Here is a 13,360-nt window from a genome sequence, read left to right as displayed (position 1 = left end):
GCCTCCGCGGACTCGGGCAGCGAAGCGGGATGCCGCGACCGGCGCCCGGCCGCGGCATCCCGCAGGTGCTCGACGGTGTCCGGCCCGGTGCCCCCGACGGGGCCACCGGGCCGAAGCGTCACCAGAGGATCAGCGGCACCGTCACGGTCCCCGAATCGCCGAATCCGCCGTCGCCCGTGAACTCGCCGTGCACGAGATGGAGCCCGGCACCCAGCTTCGGCAGCTTCACGCTCACGCTGCCGTCGGCCGCCGCGGTCATCGGGACCTCGGCGATCACGTCGTCGCCGTCGTACACCGTGAACGTGCCCAGCGGCGAGCTGCCGTCGAGCGCGACGACCTTCGCCACGAACCGGATCGTCGACCCCGACTTCGCGAGCAGCTTGTTCGGTGCACCGACGGCGAAGGTCGGGACCTCGACGGTCGCGCGCGTGACCGTCAGCGTCGCCTGGGCGCTCAGGCCCGAGGTGGCGCCCTCGGCGATGAGGGTGTGGTCGCCGAGCTCCGCGGTCGCCGGGATGGTGACCACGGCCTCGAATGCGCCCTCCTCGTCGGCGGTGATCTCAGCGATCCGGATCGGCTCCGAGTGCAGCCTGACCGTCACGAGTTCTCCCGGGCCGAAGCCGCGGCCGGTGATCTGGAGCGTTCCGCCCTGGACGACGTGGTCGTCGCCCAGCACGAGCTCGGCCTCGGCCACCGGGGCGTCGCCGACCTCGATCGAGAACGGCTCCGAGACCGACCCGAGGTAGGCTCCCGGGTTGTCCGGGGTGAAGCGCGCCGTGTAGGTGTGGGTGCCCGAGGTCTCCACACGCACGTCCACGGTCGCCGTGCCCGCCGTGACGGTCGCGGTGCCGACGACGACGTCGCCCTCGAGCAGCTCCACCAACCCCCCGGCCTCGGCCGGCGCGACGGTGGCGGTGAACGGCACGAGGTCGCCCGCCACCGGCTCGGCGGCCTCGGAGCCGAGCGTCACGGTGGTGGCCACCGCGGGCGTGAGCACGGTGAGCGTGGCCGACGCCTCGACCGCCGAAACGGCTCCGACGGCCGTCACCGGGTACTCGCCGTCGACGACGTCGCCCGGGACGGTGAGCTCGGCATCGATCGCGCCCTCGCCGCTCGCGGTCGTCTGCACCGGCGCACCGTCGGCGAACCGGAGTTCGACGGACTCGCCGGGGGCGAACCCGTCGCCGGTGATGCGGATCGTGCCGCCCGGAGCCGACTGGGTCGGTTCGACCGCGATCTCTGGCGTGTACACGGGCGCGGGCTCTTCCACGACGATCTCGAGCGTGGTCGTCGCCGATCGGATGCCGTCGTCCACCGTCACGGAGACCGTGTACTCGCCGGCGACGGCGTAGGTGTGCTCGCCGACGACGTCGCCCCCGACCACCGGCACCGACGACACCGAGGTGCCGTCGCCCCAGTTGACGATGGCCGTCTGGTCGGGCGCACCGCCCGTCGTGGTCGCGAGCGTCGCCTCGAAGGCCTCGCCCGCGACCTGCGCGTCGACCGCCTGCGGCTGCACGTCGAGCGGCGTCGCTGCGGAGCGGTCGCCGTCGGAGGCGACGGCGAACACGTGCACCCGGCCGTCCCTGAGCGTGCCCTCCTCGGTGGGCATCGTCAGCGACTCGACCACCTTCGGGGCACCATCGGCATCGGTGTCGATCGTGATCGGCGCCGTCGCGTAGATCGCGGTGTTCTTGACCTGCGACTCCGCCGCGGTACCGGAGAGCCGGCCCTCCGAGATCGCGAGCACGGTGTTGCCGAAGGCCGGGTTGCCGGAGGCACCGACCCAGTCGCCGAACGAGATCTGCACGGTCTGCGACGTGCCGTCGGTGAAGTGCAGCACCGCCTCGGGCTGGCGCGCGCTCTCGGTCGCCGTGCCGACGAACGCGAGCTGCGTCGCGCCGGTGCCGAGGTCGATGCGCACGGTCTGCCCCTCGCCCGTGATGTTGTCGGCCTCGCCGGCCGCCACCGCGGGGAGGTCGTAGGTCAGCTCGGTGCCGGGGATCGCGAGGGTCGAGCCCTGCACGAAGCCGTCGGCGGCGAGCTTGTCGCGGAAGTACCCGAAGCCCTGGCCGTCGCAGTTCGCGGCCGTCGTGCCGAGGTCGCCGATGCAGACGGAGCCGAACGAGCCGACCAGGGACTCGTCACGGGCGACCGCGACGTTCGAGGCCGCCGAGGCGACGGCCCCGGTCGAGTCCTGCACGATCACCGCGGCCGTGTACACGCCGGGGGCCGCGAAGGTGTGCGGTGCCGAGACGCGCCAGCCGCCGAGGTCGTCGCGGGTGAGCGTCGACTCGACCGGGCCGGCGCCGTCGCCGTAGTCGACGGTGACCTGGTACCCGGAGGCGGAGGTCTCGGTGCCGACGATCGTCGCGACGGCGCCCGTGAACTCGGTGCCGACCGCGACCGACTGCGCCGCCGCCGGACTGACCGTCAGGCCCTCGGCCGTGCCGGCCGAGGCGAACAGCTCGACCTCCGAGAGGGTCAGCGGCCCGCCGCCGGACTCCACGTCGAGCCGGAGGCTCGTGAACACGCCATCGGCGTCGGTGGAGAACGGGCGCGTCTGGGTCGGCCAGTCGAAGGCCTCGCCGTCGCGGTGGTCGAGCTCGGTCCAGTTCTCCCCGTCGGTCGAGCCCGAGAGGGTCCACGCCGCGGGTGCGGTGTCGAGCGCGGCGCCCGTCAGCGTGTACTGGCCGACCGTGACCGGCCCGGACTGCGACGTCCAGGTCAGTTCGGCGCTGCCCGAGTCGAAGGTCGTCGTCGTGTTCATGCTGTCGTCGACGAGCGCGGCGGTCGAGGTCGCGTCGCCCGCCGAGAGCGTGCCGCGGCCGACCTTGGTGGCGTCGACCAGGGTGCGCGGAACGTCGAGCTCCTCGCCGAGGTCCTTCGCCGCCCAGTCGCTCGGCTCGTCGCTCATCGCGAACTCGAGCTCGCCCCCGTCGCGCAGCAGGTCGCCGTCGAGGGTGGTCTCGTCGATCGGCGCGCCGTTGAGCGAGACCCCGGAGACGTACGTCTTGCCCGCGGAGGCGCCGGGGGCCGAGATCACGAGGTCGCGGTCGCCGATGCGGAGCGTGGCGCGATCGAACAGCGGCGTGCCGATCGTGTAGTCGCCCGATCCCACCTCGAGCGGGTAGAGGCCGAGGGCCGAGAAGACGTACCAGGCCGAGAATTCGCCGTTGTCCTCGTCGCCGGGGTAGCCCTGGCCGATGTCGGAGCCGACGAAGAGCCGCTGCTGGATGTCGCGGATCAGCGCCTGCGCCTCGGCGGGGTCGCCCGCCTCGGCGAGCACGTACGGGATGTGGTGGGCGACCTGGTTCGACATGCCGAGCATGCCGAGCCGCACGTCGCGCGCCTCCCGCGCCTCGTGGATGCCGGAGTAGTCGGCCTTCTCGCGGACCGTGAGGAACTCGTCGAGCTCGTCGATCAGCCCCTGCCGCCCGCCGTACAGCGCGGCGAGCCCCGCGACGTCGTGCGGCGCGTGGAAGCCGAAGGTCTTCGCGCTCGCCTCGGTGAACGCGCCGCCCCAGGCCTTCTGGTCGAAGTCGGCGCCGACCGGCCAGGTGCCGTCGGCGTTGCGGGCGGTGAAGGTTCCGGCCTCCGGGTTGAACATCTCGGCGTAGTGGCCGGCACGTGCCGCGAAGTAGTCGGCCTCCTCGAGGAGCCGCTCGACGCGGTCGGCCGGCGTGTTCGGGTCGTCGGCGAGCGCCGCCGCCATCTCGCCGATGCCGAAGTCGTTGATGAAGCCCTCGAGGCCCCACGACGCACTCTCGTGGGTGCTCTCCTCGGTGTAGCCGAGGAAGATCGACTGCGCGAGGCCCTTGCGGCCGACGGCGTTCGACACGGGGAGCACCGTGGCGTTCTTCACCGCGGCGTCGTAGGCCTCGAGCGCGGTCTCGGTGTCGAGGGCGCCCGCGAGGTAGGCCTCGGCGAAGGCGACGTCCGAGCTCGTGCCGGTCATGAGGTCGGCGTAGCCGGGCGACGACCAACGGGCGATCCATCCGCCGTCGCGGTACTGCTGAACGAAGCCGTCGACGAGGTCCTCGGTGACGTCGGGGTAGAGCAGCGAGTAGAGCGGCCACGCCGTCCGGTACGTGTCCCAGAACCCGTTGTTGACGAAGATCTTTCCGTCGACGATCTTCGCGTTGGTCGTGGTGTCGGTCGCCGAGCCGGTCGTGGCCGACACGGGGCTCGCGTACCGGTACTCGGGGTCGCCCGCCGTGCCGACGTTCTCGAACTGCGAGTTCGGGTAGAGGTTCAGGCGGTAGAGGCTCGAGTACAGGGTCACGAGCTGCGTCTCGGTCGCCCCCTCCACGTCGTGGATGACGCCGAGGCGGTCGTTCCAGGCCTGCTGCACGGCGGAGTGGGCGTCTTCGAACGAGACACCGTCGAGCTCGAGCCCGTGGTTGCGCTGCGCCTGCTCCTGCGAGATGAACGACGATGCGATGCGCAGCTCGACGGTGCGGTCGCCCGAGGTGTCGAAGGCGGCGAAGCGTGCGCTGCCGTTGCGATTGCCCTGCGTCGTCGGCCCGGCCGTCGTCGGCCGGGCGTCGAAGGTGCCGTACACGAACATGCGGGTGCGGCCCGGCCAGCCGGAGCCGCCGTCGACCCAGCCGGTGACCGTGTCGCCGGTGATCGTGAGCTTGGAGGAGTTCACCAGCTGGTCGACGATCACCGAGTTCCGGTCCCCGGTGAAGCCGAACCGGTAGATGGCGCCGTGATCGGTCGCGGTGACCTCGGTCGTGATCCCGTTGTCGAACTCGACCCCGTAGACGTCGGGCCGCGCGAGCTCGTTCTCGTGGTGGAACGTGAGGCGCCGGTCGTCGAGCGTCGAGGTGGGGTTCGCACCCACCGCGGGCAGGACGGCGAGCTGGTTGCGGTCGCCCATCCAGATGCTCGGCTGGTGCGAGAAGCCGATGCCCTCCAGTGCCGGGAGGTTCTGCGCGGTGTTGGCGCCCTGGTACTGGTAGATCGTGCCGGTGTTGTCGGCGTTCGTCATCGGGGTGATGAAGTTGAAGCCGTTCGGCCAGCCGACCGCCGGGATGTTGTTGCCGCGTGAGAACCCGCCGGTGGAGTTCGTGCCGCGGCGCGTGTCGACGTAGGAGACGAGACCGGCTGCGGTGTCGAGCGGCTCGGCCTCCTCGATGCTGATGTCGTCGAGCCATCCGAGGACGGTCGTGCCGGCGGCAGGCGTCTCGACGCCGGTGACGCCGTCGCCCGGGTGGTCGTAGTCGAGCAGGACGCCGGTGACGGTGCGTCCGGCGAGCGAGCCGAGGTCGACGGTCACCTTGTTCCACTGGTCGGGCCAGAGCACGTTCGCGAGACCCTGCGAGCGCGCGTCGGCCCCGTAGCCGTACGTGTCGGTCAGGTCGGCGGCGGCGAGGGTCGTGCCGTCGTCGAGCACGAGGTCGACGGCGACGAACGTCGATGCGTACGTCTGCCCCGAGTCGAGCACGGGGAAGACGGTGTACGAGAGTCGGCTGTCGGCCTGGATGGCGATGTCGAGGTCGTCGTAGAGCACCGACGTCGACGCCGCGGGCCCGGCGCCGAGGTGGCTGCCGGCGTAGCGGAGGGCGTGCGTGCCCGAGAAGCCGACGTTGGTCTTCGCGGTGTACGAGCTCGTCGGGCCCGAGTCGACCTCGAGTGCGAGGTCGGAGGCGACGGGCTCGGCGTCGGCGTCGGAGATCGGCTCCCAGCCGGCGAGCTGGATGAGGCCGCCCGAGTGGTTCGCGGTGATGTCGAGGCGGTAGTAGCGATACGGGGCGCTCGGGGCGGCGAGCGCGAAACTCCGGGTCTGCCCGCGCGCGGAGAACGACTCGCCGCTGCGCGTGTCGACGACGGTCCAGTCGGACCCGTCGTTCGAGCCGAGGACGCGGAAGTCGCGGGGATCGCGCTCGGGCGCGTCGTTGCCGGAGGTGAGCGTGTAGGCCTCCATCGGCTGCGCCTCGGCCAGTTCGTACTGCGCCCAGCCGGTGGCGCTGAAGACCAGCCACTTCGATCCGGGATTGCCGTCGGCGAGGTTGCCGGCGGTCTCGTTGGGCGGGTTCTCGCCCGAGGCGGTGACCGCCGCCACCTGCGGCAGCAGGCTGCCGGGCACGTTGCGATCGCCGCTGACGTTCACCGACTCGCCGGTTCCGGCGAGGGCCGGAACGGCGTCGCCCGCCTCGAAGGAGGACTGGAACGTCACCTCCCCGGGCGCCGCTGCGGCCGAGATCGGCGTCAACGCCGCCGCGGCCATCGCCAACGTGATCACTGCTGTTGCGGTCGCCCGCGTTCGGCGGGCGTTGCCCGACCGGATGAATTGCTTCACCGTCGCTCCCTCTCGCTGCACTGCGAAGTTATGACACCGCTGTCATACACTGATGGAAGCTACCACGGTTGCCGTCCCGTCCGGAAGACCGTGGTGCACCCGAGTGCCACGAGTGGACGGATCGCTCCGGACCGGGAGAATGGGCCTACCGATCGGTCACGAGGAGCGCCATGGAATCACCAGCGGGGCCGCCCGCGTCGCCCGCGGCTCGCGCGACGCTCGCGCAGGTCGCGGAGCGCGCCGGCGTCAGCCTGAAGACGGCGTCGCGGGCCCTCGGGGGAGAGTCCTACGTCAGCGAGGCGACGCTCGCCCGGGTGCTCGCGGCCGCGCGCGAGCTCGACTACCAGCGCAACACCGCGGCGAGCCTGCTCGCGAGCGGACGCCTGGCCGACTCGATCGGGCTGGTCACCGGCGACTTCAGCAACCCGTTCTACTCGGCACTCGCGCAGGCCGTCGAGGACGAGCTGCGGCCGCACGGGATCCACCTCGCGGTCGCGAACTCGCGCGAGTCGGCCGAGCAGGAACGACGGACGGTGCAGGATCTCGCCGATCGCAAGACGAAGGCGCTGATCGTCGTGTCCGCCATGCCCGACCACTCCGAGTACGCGCGCCTGCAGGCCCGCGGCATCCCGGTCGTGTTCGTCGACCGCCCGGCAGAGCACCTCGACGCCGACTCGGTCGTGTTCGACAACCGGGCGGGCGGCCGGATCGCCGCACAGCACCTCCGTGGGGCGGGCCATCGGCGGATCGCGTTCATCGGCGACTACAGCTGGCTGCCCACCCACGTCGAGCGCCTGGCCGGCATGGGCGACGTCCTCGACGAGGGCGCGGCGTCGCACTGGCGCGCACTGCTGCGCACCGACGCGCACGACGTGGCATCGGCACGCGCCCAGACCGCCGAGCTGCTCGCACTCCGCGAGCCGCCCACGGCGATCGTCGCCGGCAACAACCGCATCCTGCTCGGCGCGGTCGAGGAACTCGCCACCCGCGACCGTGCCGCCCGCCCGACGCTGGTCGGATTCGACGACGTCGAGTGGGCTCGCGTGCTCGGCATCACGGTGGTCGCGGGGGATGTCGACGCCCTCGGCCGGCGAGCCGCCGGGCTCGCGATGACGCGGCTGATCGATCGGTCCCGCGCCCCCGAGCGCGTGTCGCTGCCGATGCGCCTCGTGGTCCGGGCGCCGTCGACCTGGTGACCGCCCGCCGCACGGGCATGGGCGTGCCGTCCCCGGCGCGTCGGCACGCCGCGGCTTGAGTTCAAGTGCCCTTGAGGTCGTAGGCTCGACCGGGTGAGTGATCCGACCGCCGAGACCCCGATGCCGACCCGCGAGAACGGGGAGATCGACGCACCGGCGGCCACGCCGATCGAGGCCCGCAGCCCGCTGTCCCCGCCGTACCGGTGGCTGTCGATCGGCATGTTCGCACTCATCTTCCTCGCGGCGTTCGAGGCCATGGCGGTCACGACGATCATGCCGCTCGTCGCGAGCGACCTGCACGGCGAGGCGCTCTACGCGCTCGCATTCGCGGTGCCGCTCGCCGCGGGCATCATCGGCATGGTCATCGCCGGCAACTGGACCGACCGCTCGGGCCCGCTGCCGTCGCTCGTGACGGCCGCGGGGCTCTTCGTCGTCGGACTCGTCATCGCGGGCACCGCGACCGACATGAACGTGCTCATCGTGGGCCGGTTCGTGCACGGCCTGTCGGGCGCCGCCGTGATCGTGCCGCTCTACGTCATCGTCGCGCGGGTGTATCCCGAAGCGCTGCGCGCCCGCGTCTTCGCCGGATTCGCGGCGGCGTGGGTCATCCCGTCGATGGTCGGGCCGGCGGTCGCGGGCGTGATCGCCGAGACCTGGAGCTGGCACTGGGTCTTCCTCGGGGTGATCGGCCTGCTCGTCCCGGCGGCGGCCATGATCCTCCCGCCGATCCTCCGGGTGCGCGGCGAGATCGCCGGCGACCCGTCGGTGTCGTGGAGCCTCGGCCGCGTGGGCTGGGCCGTGCTCACCGCGGTCGGCGCCCTCGGGATCTCGCTCGCGAAGGAGTTCAGCGACCCGTGGCGCTGGATCGTCGCCGCCGTCGCGATCGTGCTCGTCGTCGTGGCGGTGCGGCCGCTGCTGCCGGCCGGCGCGGTCCGCGCCGCTCGCGGGCTTCCCGCGACCGTGCTGTCGCGCTTCGTCGTCGCCGGTGCGTTCTTCGGCAGCGAGATCTACCTGCCCTACCTGCTGATGGAGGACTACGAGTTCAGTGCGAGCGCGGCCGGAGCCGTGCTCACCGGTGCCGGCATCAGCTGGGCCGCCGCCTCGTGGCTGCAGGGCCGCCTCGGCGACCGCGTCTCGAACGCCCGGGCCGTCCTGATCGGCTCGGGCCTGCTCGTGGTGGCGCTCGCCGTCGTGCTCGCCGTGGCCGCGTTCCACCTGCCGCCCGCGGTCGCCTTCGTCGCGTGGACGCTCGCGGGCGGCGCGATGGGCTTCATGTACCCGCGTCACTCGGTCTCGGTGCTCGGCATGTCGAAGGTGTCGGAGCAGGGCTTCAACAGCGCGGCCCTCTCGATCGCCGAATCGCTCGGCGCGTCGGTCGCGCTCGCGGTCACCGCGCTCGTCTCGAGCGCGGTCGTCGTCGGCGGCTTCTCGGCCGACTTCGCCGTCACGCTCGTCATCGCCGTCGTCGCGCTGCTGCTCGCGCCGAGGGTCCGACCCGAGGCATCCGGGGCCTCGTAAGCGTCCTCCTGCCCCGGGTGCCACGGGGCCGTGAGAGCGCGACCCCGGCGACGAGGATGCCGCGGCGCGACGACCACCGGAAGTCGATACGATTCGACCCCGCCATGTGACTGTCACATGATTCGCCTGTCCGCGACGCGGCCGGGTGTGCATAATGGAACCAGCTTCGATGTGACCGTGCACATCGGTTCCAGAACGGTCTGGCAGTGAATCCTGAGACACCCAAGGGGCGGGCGCCCAGCATCCGCGATGTCGCGCGCCTGGCCGAGGTCTCGCACCAGACGGTCTCGCGGGTGCTGAACGATCACCCGAGCATCCGGCCCGAGACCCGCGAGCGCGTGCTCGCCGCGATGGAGACGCTGCAGTACCGGCCGAATCGGGCGGCCCGCGCGCTCGTCACGAGCCGCTCGCACACGATCGGCGTGCTCGCCTCGACGAGCACCGAGTACGGCCCGGCGACGAGCATCGCCGCGATCGAGGACGCGGCGCGCGAGCACGGCTACTACGTCAACACCGCGAACATCGCCGACCAGTCCGCCGAGGGCATCGCCGACGCGCTCGAGCACCTGATGCTGCAGGCGATCGAGGGGCTCGTCGTGATCGCGCCGCAGGTGCGCGTCTTCGAGGTGCTGGCCGCCTCGCCGGTGGGCGTGCCGTTCGTGAGCCTGCAGTCCACGGGGCGCAGCGACCACCTCGCGCTGTCGGTCGACCAGGTCACCGGCGCCCGTCGCGCGACGCAGCACCTGATCAACCTCGGCCACCGCCAGATCGTGCACCTCGCGGGCCCGCAGGACTGGATCGAGGCCGAGGCGCGGATGCGCGGGTTCCTCGACGCCATCGGCGACGCCGACCTCGACCTGCGCCCGCCGATCCTCGGCGACTGGAGCGCGGACTTCGGCTACTTCGCGGGGCGCGAGCTGCTGCGGCATCGCGACTTCACCGCGGTGTTCGCGGCCAACGACCAGATGGCGATCGGCTTCATGCATGCCGTGCGCGACATGGGCCTCGACGTGCCGGGCGACATCAGCGTCGTCGGGTTCGACGACATCCCGGTCGCGCAGCACGTGTGGCCGCCGCTGACCACGGTCTACCAGGACTACCGCGAGACCGGCCGGCGCGCGGTGGCGCTGCTCCTGAACCAGGTGCACGGCGAGCGGGTGCTCGAGGTCGAGCAGGTCGTGCCCCGGCTCGTCGTCCGGGGCTCGACGGCCGAGGCGCCCGTCGTCCGCGCGGCGGGGGACGCCACGGGGGGCGCACCGGGCCGACGGTCGCGGGTCTGACCCCCGTCCGGGGCCCCGCTTGACACCGGCCGATCTCGGATGCACCATTGGTTCCGATGTGAACGGTCACACGCGTCACATCGAGTCCTGGATCCTGACACAGAGGTCGTGATGAACCCGTCGACGATGACCGCAGCACCGGCAGGCCGCCGATGAGCGCGCAGCCGATCCTCGAGATGCGCTCCATCACGAAGGAATTCCCCGGCGTCAAGGCGCTCTCCGAGGTCACCCTCACCGTGATGCCGGCCGAGATCCACGCGATCTGCGGCGAGAACGGCGCCGGCAAGTCGACGCTCATGAAGGTGCTCTCAGGCGTCTACCCGCACGGCACCTACACGGGCGAGATCTACTTCCGCGGCGAGGAGGTGCAGTTCAAGGACATCCGCGCCAGCGAGGCGGCCGGCATCGCGATCATCCACCAGGAGCTCGCGCTCATCCCCGAGCTGTCGATCACCGAGAACATCTTCCTCGGCAACGAGATCGCCAAGCGCGGCCGCATCGACTGGGCCGAGGCCAAGATCCGCGCCCTCGACCTGCTCGCCCGCGTCGGCCTCGAGGAGGACCCCGACACCCAGATCAAGCACCTCGGCGTCGGCAAGCAGCAGCTCGTCGAGATCGCGAAGGCGCTCGCGAAGGACGTGAAGCTGCTCATCCTCGACGAGCCGACGGCGGCGCTCAACGAGGACGACTCCGAGCACCTGCTCGACCTGATCCGCGGCCTCAAGGGCAAGGGGATCACCTCGATCATGATCTCCCACAAGCTCAACGAGATCGAGGAGATCGCCGACGAGATCACGATCATCCGAGACGGCCACACGATCGAGACCCTCGACGTGAAGGCCGGCGGCGTCGATGAGGACCGCATCATCCGCGGCATGGTCGGCCGCTCCCTCGAGAGCCGGTTCCCCGACCGCACCCCGCACATCGGCGACGTGTTCTTCGAGGTGAAGGACTGGACGATCCAGCACCCGCAGGTGCCCGAGCGCCTCGTCGCGAAGGGCTCGAGCTTCAACGTGCGCCGCGGCGAGATCGTCGGCCTCGCGGGCCTCATGGGCGCCGGCCGGACCGAGCTCGCGATGAGCATCTTCGGCCGCTCGTACGGCAACTACCTCGCCGGCACGATCGTGAAGGACGGCAAGGAGATCGTCCTGAAGGACGTCGAGTCGGCGATCGAGCACGGCCTGGCCTACGTGAGTGAGGACCGCAAGCAGCTCGGCCTCAACCTGCTCGACACGATCAAGCGGTCGATCGTCGCGGCGAAGCTCTCCAAAATCTCGAAGCGCGGCGTCGTCGACGACTCGCAGGAGTTCGGCATCGCGGAGGAGTACCGCAAGCAGCTGCGCATCAAGACCCCGAGCGTCGACGTCGGCGTCTCGAAGCTCTCGGGCGGCAACCAGCAGAAGGTCGTGCTGGCGAAGTGGATGTTCACCGACCCCGACCTGCTCATCCTCGACGAGCCGACCCGCGGCATCGACGTCGGCGCCAAGTACGAGATCTACACGATCATCCAGGCGCTCGCGGCGCAGGGCAAGGGCGTCATCCTCATCTCGAGCGAGCTGCCCGAACTGCTCGGCATAGCCGACCGCATCTACACGGTCTTCGAAGGCCAGATCACCGACAACATCCCCGCATCAGAGGCGAACCCCGAGGCGCTCATGCGCAGCATGACCTCGGCCAAGAAGAAGGCGAACGCATGAGCACCGCGAGCACCCCTGCGAGCCCCCAGAAGAAGGGCGGCCTCTCCGACATCCGGAAGGTCTTCGGAGGCGGCCAGTCGAGCCTGCGCCAGTTCGGCATCCTCGGCAGCCTGATCGTCATCATCCTGATCTTCCAGATCTGGACCGACGGGCTGACGCTCTCGCCGACGAACCTGATCAACGTCGTCAACCAGTACTCCTACATCCTGATCCTGTCGATCGGCATGGTGATGGTCATCATCATGGGCCACATCGACCTGTCGGTCGGCTCGGTCGCGGCGTTCACCGGCATCGTCGTGGCGAAGGCGATGGCCGAATGGAACATGCCGTGGCCGCTCGCCATCCTGCTCGGCCTCGCCGTCGGCATCGCGATCGGTGCGTGGCAGGGCTTCTGGGTCGCGTTCGTCGGGGTACCGGCGTTCATCGTGACATTGGCGGGCATGCTCGTGTTCCGAGGCGGCAACCAGTTCATCGGCCAGTCGACGACGACGCCGGTGCCGCAGGAGTTCAGCTTCATCGGCGCCGGCTACCTGCCCGAGCTCTCGGTGCCGCTCGACTTCAACGTGCTCACGATGCTGCTCGGCCTCGCGGGCGCCGCCTGGATCGTCTGGAACGAGATCCACCTGCGCCGTACGCAGAAGAAGCTGGGCTCCGAGATGGCGCCCGTCTGGGTGAGCGTCGTCAAGGTCGTCGTGCTCGCGGGCGTCATCCTCTGGGCCGCGTGGCTGTTCGCGACCGGTCGCCCCGGCACGAGCTTCCCGATCTCGGGCATCATCCTCGTCGTCCTCGTGATCGTGTACTCGTTCATCACGAACAACACGATCTTCGGCCGCCACATCTACGCAGTCGGCGGCAACCGCCTCGCGGCGACCCTCTCGGGCGTGAAGGACCGCAGAGTCGACTTCTTCGTCATGATGAACATGTCGGTGCTCGCCGCCCTCGCGGGCATGATCTTCGTCGCCCGCTCGACCGCCTCCGGTCCGCAGGACGGCAACGGCTGGGAGCTCGACGCGATCGCGGCCGTGTTCATCGGCGGCGCGGCGGTCTCGGGCGGCATCGGCACCGTGATCGGGTCGATCGTCGGTGGCCTCGTCATGGCCTTCCTCAACAACGGCCTGCAGCTCATCGGCGCCGGCGCCGACGTCGTGCAGATCATCAAGGGCCTCGTGCTGCTGCTGGCGGTCGCGGTCGACGTCTGGTCGAAGCGCCAGGGCGGTGCCTCGATCTTCGGCATCTGGTCGAACCGCCGCAAGGCGAGGCTCGAGTCGCAGGGTCCCACCGAACCCCCTGCGGTCGCCCCCACCAACGTGTCGAACGAGTCGTCCCAGCCGGCCGACCTGCCGCGGTGACGAAACGGATGCC

The 13,360-nt window shown here is 70.8% G+C and carries 6 protein-coding genes; 5 read left to right on the top strand and 1 reads right to left on the bottom strand.

The window, feature by feature from the left end:
* Window positions 1-118: 118 nt before the first annotated feature.
* Window positions 119-6,307, bottom strand: a complete 6,189-nt coding sequence (locus tag LR269_RS17540; protein WP_231432040.1) for a GH92 family glycosyl hydrolase — start codon at window positions 6,305-6,307, stop codon at window positions 119-121.
* Window positions 6,308-6,477: 170 nt separating this feature from the next.
* On the opposite strand from LR269_RS17540, the gene LR269_RS17535 reads away from it, so the two are divergent.
* From LR269_RS17535 to mmsB, 5 genes are all read left to right on the top strand, one after another.
* Window positions 6,478-7,503, top strand: coding sequence for a LacI family DNA-binding transcriptional regulator (locus LR269_RS17535; protein WP_231432039.1), 1,026 nt, complete (start codon window positions 6,478-6,480; stop codon window positions 7,501-7,503).
* 93 nt (window positions 7,504-7,596) lie between these two features.
* Window positions 7,597-9,021, top strand: a complete 1,425-nt coding sequence (locus tag LR269_RS17530) for an MFS transporter (RefSeq protein WP_231432038.1) — start codon at window positions 7,597-7,599, stop codon at window positions 9,019-9,021.
* Between the two features lie 206 nt (window positions 9,022-9,227).
* Window positions 9,228-10,301: a LacI family DNA-binding transcriptional regulator gene (locus tag LR269_RS17525; protein ID WP_231432037.1), complete on the top strand. Its 1,074-nt coding sequence runs from the start codon at window positions 9,228-9,230 to the stop codon at window positions 10,299-10,301.
* Between the two features lie 152 nt (window positions 10,302-10,453).
* Complete coding sequence (mmsA, locus tag LR269_RS17520; RefSeq protein WP_231432036.1) at window positions 10,454-11,998, top strand: multiple monosaccharide ABC transporter ATP-binding protein; 1,545 nt, start codon at window positions 10,454-10,456, stop codon at window positions 11,996-11,998.
* Entirely contained in the window at window positions 11,995-13,347 is a 1,353-nt protein-coding gene (mmsB, locus tag LR269_RS17515; protein ID WP_231432035.1) for a multiple monosaccharide ABC transporter permease, read from the top strand. The genes mmsA and mmsB overlap by 4 nt, the downstream gene beginning before the upstream one ends.
* Window positions 13,348-13,360: the final 13 nt, after the last annotated feature.

This window comes from Agromyces sp. S2-1-8 (genome assembly GCF_021129215.1).
In the GTDB taxonomy this organism is placed as follows: Bacteria; Actinomycetota; Actinomycetes; order Actinomycetales; family Microbacteriaceae; genus Agromyces; species Agromyces chromiiresistens.
The sequence above is the reverse complement of the archived record's forward strand: the minus strand, read 5'-3'. Positions and strand labels throughout refer to the sequence as shown.